At 73.1% G+C, this 17,643-nt stretch carries 14 protein-coding genes; 8 read left to right on the top strand and 6 right to left on the bottom strand.

Annotated elements, in window-relative coordinates; all coding sequences use genetic code 11:
• Nucleotides 1-84: 84 nt before the first annotated feature.
• The 4 genes from IG74_RS0125650 to IG74_RS0125635 are packed head-to-tail and all read right to left on the bottom strand — an operon-like array spanning nucleotide 85 to nucleotide 5,796.
• The gene (locus IG74_RS0125650) at nucleotides 85-1,245 is read right to left on the bottom strand and encodes an acyl-CoA dehydrogenase family protein (RefSeq protein ID WP_030681886.1); all 1,161 of its coding nucleotides are present in this window, start codon (nucleotides 1,243-1,245) and stop codon (nucleotides 85-87) included.
• Between the two features lie 5 nt (nucleotides 1,246-1,250).
• On the bottom strand, nucleotides 1,251-2,210 hold the full coding sequence (locus IG74_RS0125645; protein ID WP_030681883.1) for a hydroxymethylglutaryl-CoA lyase: 960 nt from the start codon (nucleotides 2,208-2,210) through the stop codon (nucleotides 1,251-1,253).
• Complete coding sequence (locus IG74_RS0125640; protein WP_030681880.1) at nucleotides 2,207-4,165, bottom strand: acetyl/propionyl/methylcrotonyl-CoA carboxylase subunit alpha; 1,959 nt, start codon at nucleotides 4,163-4,165, stop codon at nucleotides 2,207-2,209. The genes IG74_RS0125645 and IG74_RS0125640 overlap by 4 nt, the downstream gene beginning before the upstream one ends.
• 14 nt (nucleotides 4,166-4,179) lie before the next feature.
• Nucleotides 4,180-5,796, bottom strand: coding sequence for a carboxyl transferase domain-containing protein (locus IG74_RS0125635; protein ID WP_030681876.1), 1,617 nt, complete (start codon nucleotides 5,794-5,796; stop codon nucleotides 4,180-4,182).
• Nucleotides 5,797-5,878: 82 nt separating this feature from the next.
• Here IG74_RS0125635 and IG74_RS0125630 point away from each other — a divergent pair, with 82 nt between their 5' ends.
• From IG74_RS0125630 to IG74_RS0125615, 4 genes are all read left to right on the top strand, one after another.
• Nucleotides 5,879-6,478 (top strand): TetR/AcrR family transcriptional regulator, encoded by a 600-nt coding sequence (locus tag IG74_RS0125630; RefSeq protein ID WP_030681873.1) that lies wholly within the window; start codon nucleotides 5,879-5,881, stop codon nucleotides 6,476-6,478.
• A 90-nt stretch (nucleotides 6,479-6,568) separates the two neighbouring features.
• Entirely contained in the window at nucleotides 6,569-7,726 is a 1,158-nt protein-coding gene (locus IG74_RS0125625; protein ID WP_030681869.1) for an acyl-CoA dehydrogenase family protein, read from the top strand.
• Nucleotides 7,727-7,734: 8 nt separating this feature from the next.
• Complete coding sequence (locus tag IG74_RS0125620) at nucleotides 7,735-8,634, top strand: acyl-CoA thioesterase (protein ID WP_030681866.1); 900 nt, start codon at nucleotides 7,735-7,737, stop codon at nucleotides 8,632-8,634.
• Between the two features lie 34 nt (nucleotides 8,635-8,668).
• On the top strand, nucleotides 8,669-9,646 hold the full coding sequence (locus IG74_RS0125615) for a cation diffusion facilitator family transporter (RefSeq protein WP_030681864.1): 978 nt from the start codon (nucleotides 8,669-8,671) through the stop codon (nucleotides 9,644-9,646).
• Here IG74_RS0125615 and IG74_RS0125610 read toward each other — a convergent pair.
• Nucleotides 9,610-10,395 (bottom strand): phosphatase, encoded by a 786-nt coding sequence (locus IG74_RS0125610; RefSeq protein ID WP_030681861.1) that lies wholly within the window; start codon nucleotides 10,393-10,395, stop codon nucleotides 9,610-9,612. The genes IG74_RS0125615 and IG74_RS0125610 overlap by 37 nt on opposite strands.
• Before the next feature lie 60 nt (nucleotides 10,396-10,455).
• Entirely contained in the window at nucleotides 10,456-11,937 is a 1,482-nt protein-coding gene (locus tag IG74_RS0125605; protein WP_030681859.1) for a PucR family transcriptional regulator, read from the bottom strand.
• A gap of 184 nt (nucleotides 11,938-12,121) precedes the next feature.
• Between IG74_RS0125605 and IG74_RS0125600 the strand changes: the two genes are divergently transcribed.
• The 4 genes from IG74_RS0125600 (at nucleotide 12,122) to IG74_RS0125585 (ending at nucleotide 17,503) form a co-directional block, all read left to right on the top strand.
• Entirely contained in the window at nucleotides 12,122-13,573 is a 1,452-nt protein-coding gene (locus tag IG74_RS0125600; protein WP_030681856.1) for a sodium:solute symporter, read from the top strand.
• 216 nt (nucleotides 13,574-13,789) lie between these two features.
• Nucleotides 13,790-14,764 carry an agmatinase gene (gene speB / locus IG74_RS0125595; RefSeq protein ID WP_030681851.1) on the top strand — a complete coding sequence of 325 codons (975 nt, stop codon included), beginning with the start codon at nucleotides 13,790-13,792 and terminating at the stop codon, nucleotides 14,762-14,764.
• Nucleotides 14,761-16,446, top strand: coding sequence for a thiamine pyrophosphate-binding protein (locus IG74_RS0125590; RefSeq protein WP_030681849.1), 1,686 nt, complete (start codon nucleotides 14,761-14,763; stop codon nucleotides 16,444-16,446). Before speB ends, IG74_RS0125590 begins: the two co-directional genes overlap by 4 nt.
• Before the next feature lie 133 nt (nucleotides 16,447-16,579).
• Entirely contained in the window at nucleotides 16,580-17,503 is a 924-nt protein-coding gene (locus IG74_RS0125585; protein ID WP_030681847.1) for a serine hydrolase, read from the top strand.
• Nucleotides 17,504-17,643 lie beyond the last annotated feature (140 nt).

Here is a 17,643-nt window from a genome sequence, read left to right as displayed (position 1 = left end):
CGGGGTCCTGGCCGGAAATCATGCTTAGGTTAACCTAACCTTCCCTGTCGTCCGGCAGTGCCCCCACCTCGGCCACGGGGCGGGTCAGCTCGTCAGGCCCAGTTCGCGGGCGATCAGCATGCGCTGGACCTCGCTCGTGCCCTCGCCGATTTCGAGGATCTTGGAGTCCCGCCACATGCGGGCGACGGGGTACTCGTTCATGAAGCCGTAGCCGCCGTGGATCTGCGTGGCCTCGCGCGCGTTGTCCACGGCGATCGTCGACGAGTAGAGCTTGGCGAGCGCCGCCTCCTTCTTGAAGGGCTCCCCGGCGACCAGACGGGACGCCGCGTCGCGCCAGGCGAGGCGGGAGGTGTGCGCCTTCATCTCCATGTCGGCGATCTTGAACTGGATGGCCTGGTTGGCGCCGATCGGCCGCCCGAAGGTGTGCCGCTCCTTGGCGTACTTCACGGACTGGTCCACACAGCCCTGCGCGAGCCCCGTCGCGAGCGCGGCGATGGCCACGCGGCCCTCGTCGAGGATGCGCAGGAACTGCGCGTAGCCGCGGCCCTGCTCGCCGAGGAGGTTGGCCTTGGGCACGCGGACGTCGGCGAAGGACAGCTCCCGGGTGTCCGACGCGTTCCAGCCGACCTTCGAGTACGGCGCCGCCACCGTGAAGCCCGGCGTGCCGGAGGGCACGATGATCGAGGAGATCAGCGGCTTGCCCTCGTCGGTGCGGCCGGTGACGGCGGTGACCGTGACCAGGCCCGTGATGTCGGTGCCGGAGTTGGTGATGAAGCACTTCGTGCCGTTGATGACCCATTCCCCGGTGGCCTCGTCCAGGCGCGCCGTCGTCCGGGTGCCGCCCGCGTCCGAGCCCGCGCCGGGCTCGGTCAGGCCGAACGCGCCGAGGACCTCGCCCGAGCAGAGCCGCGGCAGCCAGGTGCGCTTCTGCTCGTCCGTGCCGAACAGGTGCAGCGGCATGGCGCCGAGGGAGACACCGGCCTCCAGGGTGATGGCGACGGAGGAGTCGACGCGCGCCAGCTCCTCCAGGGCGATCCCGAGCGCCAGGTAGTCGCCGCCCATGCCGCCGTGCTCCTCGGGGAACGGCAGGCCGAACAGGCCCATGCGGCCCATCTCGCGCACGATCTCGTACGGGAACTCGTGCCGCTCGTAGTAGTCGCCGATCTTCGGGGCGACCACGTCGTTCGCGAACTCCTCGACGGTGCGCCGGAGTTCCTCGTGCTCTGGGGTGAGGTGGTGGTCCATGGAGGTCACGACTCCTTGTGGGAGAGGGCACGCACGGTGCGGGACGGGCTCGGTCGGCCCAACTGGGTGGCCATCCACACGCTGGTGGCGGTGAGGCGGCCGAGGTCGACCCCGGTCTCGATGCCGAGGCCGTGCAGCATCCACACGAGGTCTTCGGTGGCGAGGTTCCCGGTGGCGCTCTTCGCGTACGGGCAGCCGCCGAGGCCGCCCGCGGAGGCGTCGACGGTGGTCACGCCGTGCTGGAGCGCCGCCAGGGTGTTGGCGAGCGCCTGGCCGTACGTGTCGTGGAAGTGCACGCCGATCCGGTCCGTCGGCACGCCCTGTTCGTTGAGCGCGGTGAGCAGCGCCCGGACGTGGCCCGGCGTGGCCACGCCGATGGTGTCGCCGAGGCTCAGCTCGTCGCAGCCCAGGTCGAGGAGGGCCTTGCAGACGCGGACCACCTGGGCGACGGGGACCGGGCCCTCCCAGGGGTCGCCGAAGCACATGGAGAGGTAGCCCCGGACGTGCACCCGGTCGTGCGCGGCCGGTGCCGCCTTGGCGCGGGCCACCACCGGCTCGAACATCGCCAGGGCCTCGTCCACCGTGCGGTTCAGATTGGCCTTGGCGAAGGACTCGGTGGCGCTGGCGAACACGGCGACGCGGCGGGCGCCGAGCGCGAGGGCCCGGTCCAGGCCGCGCTCGTTGGGGACCAGGACCGGCAGGTGCACCCCCTCGATGTCGCCGAGCAGCGGGAACAGCTGCTCGGCGTCGGCCAGCTGGGGCACCCACTTGGGGTGCACGAAGCTCGTCGCCTCGACGGTGGTCAGGCCCGCGTCGGCAAGGCGGTGCACGAACTCCGCCTTGACCTCGGTGGGGACCGTCGCCTTCTCGTTCTGCAGGCCGTCGCGGGCGCCCACCTCGTGGATGCGGACCCGGGGCGGCAGGCCGTCTGCCGGTACGGCCATGGGCAGGCCGGGGGCGGTCATGACGTTTCCTCGGCGCTCTCGTCGGGGACCACCACGGCCAGGACCTGGTCCATGGCGACCGTGCTGCCCGGAGTGACGTCGAGCTCGGTGACGGTGCCCGCGTGCGGGGCGGAGATGACGTGCTCCATCTTCATCGCCTCCACGACGAGCAGGCTCTGGCCCGCCGCCACGTGGTCGCCGGGGGCGACCTTGACGACGGTGACGGTGCCGGGCATCGGGGCGGTCAGGGCGTCGGCGCCGGAGTGGGCCGCGCCGGTGAGCGCGGCTTCCACGGGGTCGTGGTCCCGTACGTCCCAGGTGTCGCCGTCCCGGCCGAGCCAGGTGCCGGAGCGGTGGTAGCGGTGGCGCCCGGCCGGGGGCTCCCCGAGCGCGCCGAGGTCCGCCTCGACCTCGCCGCCGCCGGTGCGGCGGGTGCGTACGACCACCGGATCGTGCCCCGGCACCCGCAGGTGGTGCACGGTCCACGCGGCTTCGCCGCCGAGCCGCCAGCCGTTGGGCACCGAGAACGGGTCGGTCCAGGCGTCGGGGGAGACGGTGCCCGTGCCCGCCCGGGCCCGGGCCGCGGCTTCGTACACGTCGGCCGGTACGTCCGCGGCGACGAGGCCTTCGGCCTCCCGCTCGACCAGGCCCGTGTCCAGGTCCCCGGCCACCACCGCCGGATGGGCCAGCAGCCTCCGCAGGAAGCCGGTGTTGGTCGGCACGCCCAGGATCACCGTGTCCGCGAGCGCCGCGCGCAGCTTGCGCAGGGCCGTCGCCCGGTCCGGGCCGTACGCGATGACCTTCGACAGCATCGGGTCGTACAGGCTGCCGACCTCCGTGCCCTCGCTGAGGCCCGAGTCGGTGCGCACGCCGTCGCCGGAGGGCTCGCGGAGCAGCAGGACCGTGCCGCCGGAGGGCAGGAAGCCACGGGAGGGGTCCTCGGCGCAGATGCGGGCCTCGACGGCGTGCCCGGTCAGCGTGATGTCGTCCTGGGCGAAGGGCAGCGGCTCGCCCGCCGCGACCCGCAGCTGCCACTCCACCAGGTCCAGGCCGGTGATCAGCTCGGTGACCGGGTGCTCCACCTGGAGACGGGTGTTCATCTCCATGAAGTAGTACGAGGAGGGGTCGCTGCCGGGGACGATGAACTCGACTGTGCCCGCGCCGACGTATCCGCAGGAGCGCGCGGCCTCGACGGCGGCGGCGCCCATCGCGGCGCGCGTCTCCTCGTCGAGCAGGACGCTGGGCGCCTCCTCGATGATCTTCTGGTGGCGGCGCTGGAGGGAGCACTCGCGCTCGCCCAGGTGCACCACGTTGCCGTGGGCGTCGGCGAGGACCTGGATCTCGATGTGCCGGGGGCGGTCGACCCAGCGCTCCACGAGGAGGGTGTCGTCGCCGAAGGAGGCACGCGCCTCGCGGCGCGCGGCGGCGATCTCCTCGCCGAGCAGCGCGGCGTCGCGGACCAGGCGCATGCCCTTGCCGCCGCCGCCCGCGGAGGGCTTCAGGAGGACCGGCGTGCCGATCTCCCGCGCGGCCTCGGTGAGCTGGGCGTCGGTGAGGCCGCTGCCCGAGGAGCCGGGCACCACGGGGACCCCGGCCGCGCGCACGGTCTCCTTGGCGCGGATCTTGTCGCCCATCAGGTCGATGGCGGCGGCGGGCGGCCCGATGAAGGCGAGCCCGGCGTCCGCGCAGGCCTGCGCGAAGGCGGCGTTCTCCGCGAGGAAGCCGTAGCCCGGGTGGACGGCCCGGGCGCCGGACGCGGCCGCGGCTTCGAGGAGGCGCTCCACCGAGAGGTAGCTCTCGGCCGCGGGCGCCGGGCCGAGCCGCACGGCCGTGTCGGCCTCGCGCACGTGCCGGGCGTCGGCGTCCGCGTCGGAGTAGACGGCCACCGAGCGGACGCCGAGGGAGCGCAGCGTGCGGATGACGCGCACGGCGATCTCGCCCCGGTTGGCCACAAGGACTGTCTCGAACATGCTCATCCCGTCCGTACCCCTCACATCCGGAAGACGCCGAAGCCGCGGTCGCCCAGCGGGGCCCCGGCACACGCGGTCAGGGCCAGGCCGAGCACCTGGCGGGTCTCCAGCGGGTCGATGACGCCGTCGTCCCACAGGCGTGCCGTGGCGTAGTAGGCGCTGCCCTGCTGTTCGTACTGGGCGCGGACGGGGGCCTTGAAGGCCTCCTCGTCGTCCTGCGACCACTGCTCGCCGCGGGCTTCGAGCTGGTCGCGCTTGACGGTGGCGAGCACCGACGCGGCCTGCTCGCCGCCCATCACGGAGATCTTGGCGTTCGGCCACATCCACAGGAAGCGCGGCGAATAGGCCCGGCCGCACATGGAGTAGTTGCCCGCCCCGTACGAGCCGCCGACCACGACGGTCAGCTTGGGCACGCGGGCGCAGGCGACGGCGGTGACCATCTTGGCGCCGTGCTTGGCGATGCCGCCCGCCTCGTAGTCCTTGCCGACCATGAAGCCGGAGATGTTCTGGAGGAACACCAGCGGGATGCCGCGCTGGTCGCACAGCTCGATGAAGTGGGCGCCCTTCTGGGCGGACTCGGAGAACAGGATGCCGTTGTTGGCGACGATCCCCACCGGGTGGCCGTGGACGTGCGCGAAGCCGGTGACGAGCGTCTGGCCGTACTCCGCCTTGAACTCCGCGAAGCGGGAGCCGTCGACCACGCGCGCGATGACCTCGCGCACGTCGTACGGGGTGCGGGAGTCCACCGGCACCGCGCCGTACAGACCGAGGGGGTCGACCTTCGGCTCCTCGACGGGCCGCACCTCCCAGGGCAGCCCGCCGCGCGCGGGGAGGGTGGAGACGATGGTGCGCACGATGCGCAGCGCGTGCGGGTCGTCCTCCGCGAGGTGGTCGGTGACGCCGGAGACGCGGGAGTGGACCTCGCCGCCGCCGAGCTCCTCGGCGGTGACGACCTCGCCCGTGGCGGCCTTCACCAGGGGCGGGCCGCCCAGGAAGATCGTGCCCTGCTCGCGGACGATCACGGCCTCGTCGCTCATCGCCGGGACGTACGCCCCGCCGGCCGTGCAGGAGCCGAGCACCGCCGCGATCTGCGGGATGCCCGCGCCCGACATCCGCGCCTGGTTGTAGAAGATCCGCCCGAAGTGCTCGCGGTCGGGGAACACCTCGTCCTGCATCGGCAGGAAGGCGCCGCCGGAGTCCACCAGGTACAGGCACGGCAGGCGGTTCTCCAGGGCGATCTCCTGGGCCCGCAGGTGCTTCTTGACCGTCATCGGGTAGTACGTGCCGCCCTTGACGGTGGCGTCGTTGGCGACGATCACGCAGTCGCGGCCGCTGACCCGGCCGATGCCCGCGATGACGCCGGCCGCCGGGGCGTCGCCGCCGTACATCCCGTCCGCCGCGAGCGGGGCCAGCTCCAGGAACGGGGAGCCCGCGTCGAGGAGCGCGTCGACGCGGTCGCGCGGCAGCAGCTTGCCGCGCGCCACGTGCCGCTGCCGGGCGCGTTCGCCGCCGCCGAGCCGGGCGGCGGCGAGCTTGCCGCGCAGTTCGGCCACGAGCGCGGCGTGCGCCGATTCGTTCGCCCGCCAGGCGTCCGACGCGGGGTCCGCCGCGCTCGTGAGGACCGGTGCCTGTTGCATCCGCTGTGCTCCCCGGGTTAGTGAGCGTTAACGTCTGCCTTCAGGTTAACGACCGCTAACGGCGCTGTCTAGAATTGTTTCCATGGCCACCAGGACCGACGCCCCCACCCGCCGTGAGCAGATCCTCAAGGAAGCCGCCCGGCTCTTCGCCGAGCGCGGTTTCCACGGGGTCGGCGTGGACGAGATAGGGGCTGCCGTCGGCATCAGCGGACCCGGCCTCTACCGCCACTTCGCGGGCAAGGACGCGATGCTCGCCGAGCTGCTCGTCGGCATCAGCGAGCGGCTCCTGACGGGCGGCAAGCGCCGCTCCGCGGAGGCCGCGGGCTCGCCGGACGCCGCTCTGGACTCCCTCATCGAGGGCCACATCGACTTCGCCCTGGACGACCGCCCGCTCATCACTCTCCACGACCGCGAGCTGGACCGCCTCCGGGACAGCGACCGCAAGCTGGTGCGCCAGCTCCAGCGGCAGTACGTGGAGCTGTGGGTGGCCACCGTCCGCGAGGTGTACCCGGCCCTCACCGAGGTGGAGGCCCGCGCGTCCGTGCACGCGGTCTTCGGCCTGCTCAATTCGACGCCGCACCTGGGCAGGCCGGGCGCCCTGCCCGGTCGTGAGGTCACGGCGGACCTGCTGCACCGGCTTGCGCGCGGGGCGCTGGAGGCGGTGGCGGGGGGCGGCCGGTAACGCTTCTGGCTCTGGACGGTCACAGTGACCCGCGGGTAACGTCGATGTGAGCAAGCGCTTAGTCGTGCCTGTCATCGAGGGAGTCCAACCGTGCGGCGTACCGTCTTCAATGAGGACCACGAGGCTTTCCGGGAGACCGTCCGGGCCTTCATCGAGGCCGAGGTCGTGCCCGTGTACGACGACTGGTACGCGGCGGGCGAGGCGCCCCGCGACTTCTACTACAAGCTCGCCGAGCTGGGTGTCTTCGGCATCCGCGTTGAGGAGGAGTACGGCGGCGCGGGCATCGACTCGCACAAGTTCGAGGCAGTCATGTACGAGGAGACGGCCCGCGCGGGCGTCTCCTTCGGCGGCTCCGGCGTGCACGTGCTGCTCGGCCTGCCGTACCTCCAGATGCTCGCCACCGACGAGCAGAAGAAGCGCTTCCTGCCCAAGTTCGTCTCCGGCGAGGAGATGTGGGCGCTCGCCATGACCGAGCCGGGCACCGGCTCCGACGTCGCGGGCATGAAGACCACCGCCAAGCTCTCCGCGGACGGCACGCACTACGTCCTCAACGGCGCCAAGACCTTCATCACCGGCGGCGTGCACGCCGACCGCGTGATCGTCTGCGCCCGCACCGCGGCGCCGCGCGAGGACGACCGCCGCTTCGGCATCTCGCTGTTCGCCGTCGACACCAAGGCCGCCGGCTACTCCGTCGGCCGCAAGCTCGACAAGCTCGGCCTGAAGGTCTCCGACACCGCCGAGCTGGCCTTCGTCGACGTCGAGGTGCCGGTCGACGACCTGCTCGGCGAGGAGAACAAGGGCTTCGCCTACCTCGGCCACAACCTGGCGTCCGAGCGCTGGGGCATCGCCTTCGGCGCCTACGCGCAGGCCAAGGCCGCCGTCCGGTTCGCCAAGGAGTACGTCCAGGAGCGCACGGTCTTCGGCAAGTCCGTCGCCTCCTTCCAGAACACCAAGTTCGAACTGGCCGCCTGCCAGGCCGAGGTGGACGCCGCCGAGGCCGTCGCCGACCGCGCCCTGGAGGCCCTGGACGCGGGCGAGCTGACCCCGGCCGAGGCCGCGTCCGCGAAGCTCTTCTGCACCGAGGTCGCGCACCGCGTCATCGACCGCTGCCTCCAGCTCCACGGCGGCTACGGCTTCATGAACGAGTACCCGATCGCCCGTCTGTACGCCGACAACCGCGTCAACCGCATCTACGGCGGCACCAGCGAGGTCATGAAGATGATCATCGCGAAGTCGATGGGTCTGTAAGTCCGCACATGAGCGAGGAACACGGGGCCCGCAGCGCCCCCGGCGCCCTGGACGACCTGCTCGTCCTGCTCGACCTGGAGCGGGTCGAGCAGGACATCTTCCGCGGGGTGAGCCGCTCCGCCCTGGTGCCGCGCGTCTTCGGCGGGCAGGTCGCGGCCCAGGCCCTGGTCGCGGCGGGCCGCACCGTGCCCGACGATCGGCCCGCGCACTCCCTGCACGCCTACTTCCTGCGGCCCGGCGACCCCGGCGCGCCCATCGTCTACACCGTGGACCGCATCCGCGACGGGCGCTCCTTCACCACCCGCCGCGTCGTCGCCGTCCAGCACGGCCAGCCGATCTTCCACCTCTCGGCGTCGTTCCAGGCGTACGAGGAGGGGCTCGAACACCAGGTGGGGATGCCCGCGGCGCCCGACCCGGAGTCGCTGCCCACGGCCGCGGAGGCGCTGCCGCTGCACCTGCCGCCGGACGTCGCCCGGCGGCTGATCGAGGCGCGCGCCGCCGTCGACCTGCGGTACGCGGACCTGCCGCCGTGGGGCACGGTCGGCCGGCCGCGGGAGCCGCGCTCGCAGGTCTGGTTCCGCACCAACGGCAAGCTCGACGGGGAGCACGCGGGGTCGCTGCTCCACCTCTGCCTGGCCACGTACGTGTCCGACATGACGCTGCTCGACTCGGTCCTTCTCGCGCACGGGCGCGGCGGCTGGGCCGTCGGCGACGTGGTGGGCGCGTCCCTGGACCACGCGATGTGGTTCCACCGGCCCTTCCGGGCGGACGAGTGGCTCCTCTACGACCAGGAGTCCCCGTCGGCGGGGGGCGGGCGCGGCCTGGGGCAGGGGCGGATCTGGACCCGGGACGGACAGCTCGCCGTCACCGTCATCCAGGAGGGCGTCGTCAGGGTCCCGAGGAGCTAGGGGCCGCCGGACCGTTCCGGCATACTCGCCCAACATGGGCGAAACCACGTCAAGTGCCGCCGAGGGCGGCGGCGAGAGCACCTTCACCGTGGCCGTCGCCGCGCTCGCCAACCTCGGCATCGCCGTCGCCAAGGCCGTCGCGGGGGTCGTCAGCGGGTCCAGCGCGATGCTGTCGGAGGCGGCGCACTCCGTGGCCGACACGGTCACGGAGCTGATGCTGCTCGTCTCGCTGAAGAGCGCGCGGCGCCCCGCCGACGAGGACCACCCGCTCGGCTACGGCGGCGCGCGCTACGTCTGGGCGCTGCTCGCCTCCGTCGCCACCTTCGTCGGCGGCGGCGTCTTCGCCCTCTACGACGGGATCCACACCCTCACGCACGGCGAGGAGCCCGGCGACCCGCTCGTCTCGTACGTCGTCCTCGGGATCGCCTTCCTCCTGGAGGGCTACTCGCTGCGCACCGGCCTGAAGCAGGCGCGCGGCGCGGCCGAACGGTTCGACGTGCACGTCAAGCACTATCTGCGGCACACGCCCGACACCGCGGTGAAGGCGGTCGTGATGGAGGACTCCGCCGCGCTCGCGGGCCTCGTGCTCGCCGCGGGCGGCCTGCTCGGCGGCCAGCTCACCGGCTCCGGCGTCTGGGACGGCGTCGCCTCGCTCGCCATCGGGGTGCTGCTCGTGTACGTCGCCTGGGTCCTCGGGCACGCCAACGCGGAGCTGCTCATCGGACGGCCGCTGCCGAAGCCCATGCGGGCGAAGGTGCGCGCCGAACTCCTCGCGGACCCGCACGTGGTGGCCGTCCTGGAGCTGACCACCCTGCTCCAGGGGCCGCGGGAGGCGCTCGTCGCGGCGAAGGTGAACTTCCGGGACGTGTCCACGGCCGCGGAGATCGAGCGGGCCTGCGACCGGATGGCCCGCCGCGTCCAGGCCCGCTTCCCCGCGGTGCACCGGGTGTACCTGGACCCGACGCCCGGCCCGGATCAGGCCTGCGAGAGCCCCGCCGCCTCGAGCAGGTAGGCAGTCATCGGGTCGTAGAACCGCGGGCTCGTCACGTGGTCGTCCAGGGGGACCGTCACCTGGAGCGTGCCCTCGGCCTCCGCGATGAACAGGGCCGGGTCGTTGCAGTCCGCGTAGCCCACGGAGTCGATGCCGCGCTGGCCCGCGCGGCCCGCCCAGCCGTGGTCGGCGACGACCAGGTCGGGCAGCGGGCGCTCCTCGCGCAGCAGGCCGTCCAGGATCGCGTTCATCGGCTCCGGCGAGTGCGTGTGCCACAGCGTCGCGCCGCGCTCCAGGACCGCCACGTCCGCGAACTGGAAGAGGAACCCCTCGTCCGCCGTCAGGCCGTCCGGGATGACGACGATCTCGCAGCCCGCGGCGCGCAGCGCGGTCGCCGTCGCACGGTGCACGTCGAGCAGCCCGCCGGGGTGGCCGGTCGCGAACAGGACGCGCTCCCTGGCGTCGGCGGCCTTGCGCAGCCGGCCCGCCATCCGCTCCAGGGCGTCGACCGTCAGCTCCGGGTCGATGGTGTCCTGGCCCTGGCGGTGCTGCGGGTCGTCGATCACGCCGCAGCGCTCGGCCATCACCGCGAGCACGTCCTGCTCGTCGCTCCAGCGCTCGCCGAGCTCCAGGCCGAGCCAGTAGTGGCGGTCGCCGTTCGCGAGCTTGCGGTAGTGGGAGAGGTTGTTCTCACGGGGCGTGGCCACGTTGCCCGCTATGCGGGTGCGGACGAGGTGGTCTACGAGCGCTGCGCGGGTCGGTGTCGGCATGGGTCCATTGTGCCGTCGGCCCCGCGGGCGGGGCGGGGCACGGCCCGTGTCGGTCGCCGGTCAGGTGCTGTGCTTCAAGGCGAACCACAGTTCCATGCGTACGTCCGGGTCGTCGAGGTCGGCGTCGAGGAGGGCGGCGCAGCGGGCGACGCGCTGGCGGACAGTGTTGCGGTGCACGGACAGGGCGGCCGCCGTGCGGTCCCAGCTGCCGTGCAGGGAGAGCCAGGTGCGCAGCGTCTCGGTGAGGGCCGGGCTCTCGCCGAGCGGGGCGAGCAGCACGCGCGCGTGGGCGTCGGCCTCGGCGGGCGCGACGAGCGCGGCGATCCCCGTCTGGCGGTGCCGCACCAGCGGGACGCGGGTGGCCGCGGCCCTGCGCAGGGCCCGCGCGGCCTGCGCGTCGGCGGCGGCGAGGGCCTCGGCGGCGGCGGGGGCGGAGACGCCGAGGGTCCAGCCGTCCTGCGCGGTGATCTCGCGGTCGGCGGGCAGCAGCAGCGTGGTGACCTCGGGCGCGGCGTCCACCAGGGTGCTGCCGAGGGCCGTGGCGAGGGCCGCCGGGGTGGGCGGGGGCGTGCCGGAGCCGCGCTGCACGCGCGCGTGGACCACGGTCCAGCGGTCGGCGCCGAGCAGGGGCGCCACCTCGTGCGGGTCCGCGCCGAGCAGGAGCCGGACGAGGGCCGCGGAGCGCGCGGACTCGGGGGCGCCCTGGTGGTCCGCGGTGAGCAGGGCGAGCAGGACGGCGGCGACCTGGGCGACGGTGTGGTCGCCCGGCTCGCGGCGGCGCGTCGCGACGCCGAGGGCCAGGCCCTGCGGCCCGGCGAGCGCGTACGCGGCCAGGTGCGTGGCGTCGACGGTGTCCGTGCCGGACGCGGGGGCCGGGCGGGGCTCGACCGGGTGCAGCACGACCCCGGCGAGCCGGGCCAGGGCGGCGAGCGCCGCCTCGCCGGGCGGGGCGCCCGCGCTCTGGGCGGGCGTGCCGTCGGCGGTGTGCAGGGCCGCGTACCCGTCGAGGCGCGCCGCCAGCTGCCGCAGCAGCGCGGGCACCGGGTCGGGCCTCGCGGCGGCCGCGGCGAGGCCCTGCTGGGCCTGGGCGACGCGGCGCAGTTCGGTGTGCCTGGCCTCCGCCATCAGCTGCCACACGGCCCGCGCGACCCCGCTGAACGTCGTCTGCGGCGGCACTTCGAGCAGCGGCAGGCCGTGCCGGTCGCAGGCCTCCACCAGGGCGCGCGGCACGGTGTCGTGCACGGGTGCGACGCCGAAGCCGAGGGCCGCGCCGCCCGCCGCCACGATGCGGGAGACGTAGGCGTCCAGGTGTGGACCCGTGCCCGCCGCGGCAGTCACGTGCACCCCGGCCGTCAGGAGCAGCTCGCCGCCCAGGAGGTAGGGGTAGGGGTCGGTCATCTCCGAGGTGTGCACCCAGTGGATGTCGGCGGCCGCCGCGTCCGGGCCCGCGATCTGGCGCAGGCCCAGCTTCTCGTGGGCGAGGAGGGCGGTGAGGGGGACCGCGGGGGTGGGCGGCGGCACGGCACCGGTTTCGCTCGGCATGGTGTGGACGATCCCTCCATCCCCAGCTCGGAAAGTGGAGGAAACATACACTTCAGCGTCGCTTTCGAGCCACTTATGGTCAACCCACGCACCACGCCAGCCGTCAATTGAGGAACCCCCACGGCGAGCAACCAGGTCCGCGAGAGCGGCGGCGGTTTAGCCGCAAAGGAGGGAGGGCCAGCGCATGGCCGTCGACTACACAGTGATCGTCGTCTATCTCGCCGGGATGCTCGCCATGGGCTGGTGGGGCATGCGCCGCGCCAAGTCGAAGTCCGAGTTCCTGGTGGCGGGCCGCCGCCTCGGGCCGTGGATGTACTCCGGCACGATGGCCGCGATCGTCCTCGGCGGCGCCTCCACCATCGGCGGCGTCGGCCTCGGCTACACGCACGGCCTGTCCGGCGCCTGGATGGTCTTCACCATCGGCCTGGGCCTGCTCGCGCTCTCGGTCTTCTTCTCCGCCCGCATCGCCCGGCTGAAGGTCTACACCGTCTCCGAGATGCTGGACCTGCGCTACGGCGGCCGCGCGGGCGTCCTGTCCGGCGTCGTCATGTGGGGCTACACGCTGATGCTCGCGGTGACCTCCACCATCGCGTACGCCACGATCTTCGACGTCCTGTTCGACGTGAACCGCACGCTCGCCATCGTCATCGGCGGCTCCATCGTCGTCGCGTACTCGACGCTCGGCGGCATGTGGTCGATCACGCTCACGGACATGGTGCAGTTCGTGGTCAAGACGATCGGCGTGCTGCTCCTGCTGCTGCCCATCGCGGTGGTCAAGGCGGGCGGCTTCGGCGAGATGAGGGCCCGGCTGCCCGACGCGTACTTCGAGCCGTTCGGCGTCGGCGGCGAGACGATCTTCACCTACGTGCTGATCTACACCTTCGGCATGCTCATCGGGCAGGACATCTGGCAGCGGGTGTTCACCGCGCGCAGCGACAGGGTCGCCCGCTGGGGCGGCACGGTCGCCGGTACGTACTGCCTCGTCTACGCCCTCGCGGGCGCCGTCATCGGCACCGCCGCGAAGGTCATGTACCCGAACCTGCCCAGCCCCGACGCCGCCTTCGCCACCATCGTCAAGGACGAACTGCCCATGGGTGTGCGGGGGTTGGTGCTCGCCGCCGCGCTCGCCGCCGTGATGTCCACCTCGTCCGGCGCGCTCATCGCCTGCGCGACGGTGGCCAACAACGACATCTGGTCGCGGCTGCGGGGCGCCGCCGGGCGCGACGGGGCCCCGCACGACGAGGTGAAGGGCAACCGCGCCTTCATCCTCGTCATGGGCGTCGCCGTCATCGGCGTCGCCATCGCCCTCAACGACGTCGTCCAGGCGCTGACCGTCGCGTACAACCTGCTGGTCGGCGGGCTCCTCGTGCCGATCCTCGGCGGGCTGCTGTGGCGGCGGGGGACCGGCGCCGGGGCCCTGGCCGCCGTCGTCGCGGGCGGGCTCTCCGTGATCGGCCTCATGTGGCACTACGGGATCCTCGCCAACGAGCCCATCTACTACGGGCTGCTGGCGTCGCTTGTGGTGTACGTCGTGGTCTCGCTGGCCACGAGGCCGACGGACGCGGTGACGCTCGCGGCTTGGCGTGAACGGGTCGCCGGCCGCGAGGCCGAGGCGGAGGTGCCTGTGACGGCCTGATTTTCTCCCCCCACCCGCTCCTTCCCGATTCCTGGGGGCTCCGCCCCCAGACCCCCGCTCCAGTTCCAGCCCGTCCGGCGTTTGAGGACGAGGCGCGGAGCGCCGTAAAGCGGGGGCACGGGGGCGGAGCCCCCGGAGTGGGAAGGGGCGGGTCTGGGGCGCCCCGCGAGGGTTCACACTGTTTACGTACGTTTGCTTCATCAGGAGACACCGACCATGACCACCCCCGAGAACACCACCCCCCGCGGCCCCGTGGACTCCTCGCGGATCCCGCGCTACGCGGGCCCCGCGACCTACGCCCGCCTCCCCCGCCTCGACGAGGTCGGCACCGCGGACGTGGCGGTCGTCGGTGTTCCCTTCGACTCGGGCGTGTCGTACCGCCCGGGCGCCCGCTTCGGCGGCAACGCGATCCGTGAGGCGTCCCGGCTGCTCCGCCCGTACAACCCGGCCCAGGACGCGTCGCCGTTCGCGCTCGCCCAGGTCGCCGACGCCGGCGACATCGCGGCGAACCCGTTCAACATCAACGAGGCCGTGGAGACCGTCGAGGCCGCCGCCGACGACCTGCTCGGCACCGGCGCCCGCCTGATGACGCTCGGCGGCGACCACACCATCGCGCTGCCCCTGCTGCGCTCGGTGGCGAAGAAGCACGGCCCGGTGGCGCTCCTCCACTTCGACGCGCACCTCGACACCTGGGACACGTACTTCGGCGCCGAGTACACGCACGGCACCCCGTTCCGCCGGGCCGTGGAGGAGGGCATCCTCGACACCGAGGCGCTCAGCCACGTCGGCACCCGCGGCCCGCTGTACGGCAAGAAGGACCTCACCGACGACGAGAAGATGGGCTTCGGCATCGTCACCTCGGCGGACGTCTACCGCCGCGGCGCCGACGAGGTCGCCGACCAGCTGCGCCAGCGCATCGGCGACCGGCCGCTGTACATCTCCATCGACATCGACTGCCTCGACCCGGCCCACGCCCCGGGCACGGGCACCCCGGAGGCGGGCGGCATGACCTCCCGCGAGCTCCTGGAGATCCTGCGCGGCCTGGCCTCCTGCAACCTGGTCTCCGCCGACGTCGTCGAGGTCGCCCCGGCCTACGACCACGCCGAGATCACCGCCGTGGCCGCGTCGCACACCGCGTACGAACTGACGACGATCATGTCCCGCCAGATCGCGGAGGCCCGCGCCAAGTGACCCACGACCACGACCTGGAACTGAGGCCCACCGCCGCCCAGACCGAGGCCGCCCTGAACCCGCCCGCCGGGCGCAACGGCGGCGACCTCGTCGTCGAGACCCTGCGCGGCCTCGGCGCGGCCACCGTGTTCGGCCTGCCGGGGCAGCACGCCCTCGGCATGTTCGACGCGCTGCGCCGCTCCGACCTGGCCTACGTCGGCCTGCGCGTGGAGAACAACGCCGGTTTCGCGGCGGACGCGTACGGCCGGGTGACCGGCGAGGTCGCGCCGCTGCTCCTGTCGACCGGGCCCGGCGCGCTCACCTCGCTCGCCGCGCTGCAGGAGGCCGCCGCCGCGAGCGCCCCCGTGCTCGCCATCGGCAGCCAGGTCCCCGTCGCCGGGCTCGGCGGCGGGCGCCACGGCTATCTGCACGAACTGCGCGACCAGCAGGCCTCGTTCCGGGACGTGGTCAAGTCCGTCCACACCGTCCGCACGCAGTCCCAGATCCCGTCCGCGATCGCGGCGGCCTGGGAGTCGGCCCTCACCGCGCCGCACGGCCCGGTGTGGGTGGAGATCCCGCAGGACGTGCTGCTCGCGGAGACGACGCTGCCGCAGGTCACCGCCGTCGACGCGACGCCGCGCGACCTGGTGCCGCGCCCGGAGCTGACCGCCGTGGCCGCCGATCTGCTGACGAAGGCCGAGCGCCCGGTGATCATCGCGGGCGGCGGGGTCGTCCGCGCCGACGCCTCCGGCAAGCTCCGCGCGCTCGCCGAGAAGCTGGACGCGCCGGTCGTCACCACCTTCGGCGGCAAGGGCGCCTTCCCCTGGGAGCACCCGCTGTCCCTCCGGTCCTGGCTGGAGGACCGGCACACCACGGACCTCCTGGAGGACGCGGACGTCCTCCTCGTCGTCGGCTCGGGCCTGGGCGAACTCTCCTCGAACTACCACACGTTCCGGCCCCGCGGCCGGGTGATCCAGATCGAGGCCGACCCCGGCAAGCTGGAGTCCAACCACCCGGCGCTCGGCATCCACGCCGACGCCCGGCTCGCCCTGACCGCGCTCCTGGAGACGGTGGGGGAGCGGCACGACCCGGCGGCGCCCGAGCGGGTCGCGGCCCTCCTGGCGAAGGTCCGCGAGCGGATCGCCGCCCAGGGCCTGACCCTGGAGCAGGACGTCCTGGGGGCGGTCCGGTCGGCCCTCCCCGACACCTCCCCGTCCTTCTGGGACATGACGATCCTCGCCTACTGGGCGTGGTCCGCCTTCGACGCGCGGCGTCCCAACACCATGCACTCGGCGCAGGGCGCGGGCGGCCTCGGCTACGGCTTCCCGGCCGCCATCGGGGCGGCCGCCGCCGACCCCACCCGGCCCGTCCTCGCGGTCTCCGGCGACGGCGGCGCGATGTACTCGATCGCCGAGCTGGCCACCGCGAGGCAGTACGGCCTGAACGTGACCTGGCTGATCGTCGACGACGGCGGCTACGGCATCCTGCGCGAGTACATGGCCGACGCCTTCGGCGAGGCGACCGCCACGGAGCTGGCGCGGCCCGACTTCGTCGCGCTCGCCGAGTCCTTCGGGGTGCCGGGCGTACGGACGTCCCCCGAGACGCTCCGGGACGACCTGGCGAAGGCACTGGCCGAGCCAGGGCCGAGCGTGGTCGTGCTCCCCGCGCTGCTGCGGATGTTCGCGCCGACGCACCTCGGCTGAGGCCGGTCGGGCACGGCGGCGGTTGGTTTCGTCACAGTACTGTTCGACGTACAACCATTCACCCGTGTAAGTGAGTCATGGGATGCGCGTGCGCCGGGGGCGCGCGCGTGTACCGACTACGGGGGGAACCTCCATGACTCACCACATATCCCGGCGTGCCCGCCTGCTGAGCGCGGGTGCGGCCGCCGCCGTCCTCGTGCCGATCGCGGGGACGGCCGTCGCCACCCCCGCCGCCGCCGCGACGGCCCAGGTCAAGTGCACTTCCTCGCAGCCGGAGCTGGCGAAGAAGCTCACCAAGGACATCAACGCCGCGCTGAAGAACCGCAAGGGCACCATCGCCGTCGGCCTGTACGACAAGGCCACGAAGACGACGTGCACCCTGCGCGGCACGACTTCGTTCGACTCGGCGAGCGTCGTCAAGGTGACCGTGCTCGCCACGCTGCTGTGGGACGCGAAGAAGAGCGGCCGGTATCTGACGGACCGCGAGTCGAACCTGGCCAAGGCCATGATCACCAGGTCGGACAACAACGCCACCACCGCGCTGTGGCGCCAGCTCGGCGCGGGCAAGGTCAAGAAGTTCCTCGCCGCCGCGAAGATGACCAAGACCGTGCCCGGATCGGGCGGCTACTGGGGTCTGACCCGGATCAACGTCCAGGACGAGCAGAAGCTGCTCGCCCTGGTCACCGCGCCGAACTCGGTGCTCAGCGACAACGCCCGCGCGTACGTCCTGAAGCTGATGAACCAGGTCGTCCGCGACCAGCGCTGGGGCACCCCGGCGGGCGCCCCCACCGGCGTCAAGACCCATGTGAAGAACGGCTGGCTGCCCCGGGCCACGCACGGCTGGCGCGTGCACAGCATCGGCGCCTTCAAGGGCCGCGGCCACGACTACACGATCTCCGTGCTCACCCACGGCAACGGCTCCATGAACTACGGCGTCGACACCATCCAGCGTGTCTCCAAGGCCATCCACAAGGACCTGACGCCCCTCACCCAGGCCCCGCAGCGCTACGCCCCGACGGACACCCCGAAGGAGGCGTCGGTCCCCGTCCCGCGGTAGGCGCTCCGCTGGCAGCCCGGTATGCGTCTGCGGGCGCGTCGTGGCTGGTCGCGCCCGCGCGGCGGAGCCGCTATGAAGACAGCCCCGCGCCCCTTCGGGGCGCGGGGCTTTTTATTGCGGCGGGATGAAATCCGTCCTCC

The sequence above is a fragment of the Streptomyces sp. NRRL B-1347 genome (assembly GCF_000720325.1).
Classification (GTDB): Bacteria; Actinomycetota; Actinomycetes; order Streptomycetales; family Streptomycetaceae; genus Streptomyces.
Note: the sequence above shows the minus strand (reverse complement) of the source record. Positions and strands in the feature narration are given on the sequence as shown.

Bases quoted from the DNA above. Each gene is read 5' to 3' on its own strand.
- IG74_RS0125620 (WP_030681866.1), top strand. From the start codon at position 7,735: ATGAGCGAGGAACACGGGGCCCGCAGCGCCCCCGGCGCCCTGGACGAC.
- IG74_RS0125650 (WP_030681886.1), bottom strand. From the start codon at position 1,245: ATGGACCACCACCTCACCCCAGAGCACGAGGAACTCCGGCGCACCGTC.
- IG74_RS0125630 (WP_030681873.1), top strand. From the start codon at position 5,879: ATGGCCACCAGGACCGACGCCCCCACCCGCCGTGAGCAGATCCTCAAG.
- IG74_RS0125605 (WP_030681859.1), bottom strand. From the start codon at position 11,937: ATGCCGAGCGAAACCGGTGCCGTGCCGCCGCCCACCCCCGCGGTCCCC.
- speB (WP_030681851.1), top strand. From the start codon at position 13,790: ATGACCACCCCCGAGAACACCACCCCCCGCGGCCCCGTGGACTCCTCG.
- IG74_RS0125600 (WP_030681856.1), top strand. From the start codon at position 12,122: ATGGCCGTCGACTACACAGTGATCGTCGTCTATCTCGCCGGGATGCTC.
- IG74_RS0125645 (WP_030681883.1), bottom strand. From the start codon at position 2,210: ATGACCGCCCCCGGCCTGCCCATGGCCGTACCGGCAGACGGCCTGCCG.
- IG74_RS0125640 (WP_030681880.1), bottom strand. From the start codon at position 4,165: ATGAGCATGTTCGAGACAGTCCTTGTGGCCAACCGGGGCGAGATCGCC.
- IG74_RS0125635 (WP_030681876.1), bottom strand. From the start codon at position 5,796: ATGCAACAGGCACCGGTCCTCACGAGCGCGGCGGACCCCGCGTCGGAC.
- IG74_RS0125585 (WP_030681847.1), top strand. From the start codon at position 16,580: ATGACTCACCACATATCCCGGCGTGCCCGCCTGCTGAGCGCGGGTGCG.
- IG74_RS0125615 (WP_030681864.1), top strand. From the start codon at position 8,669: ATGGGCGAAACCACGTCAAGTGCCGCCGAGGGCGGCGGCGAGAGCACC.
- IG74_RS0125610 (WP_030681861.1), bottom strand. From the start codon at position 10,395: ATGCCGACACCGACCCGCGCAGCGCTCGTAGACCACCTCGTCCGCACC.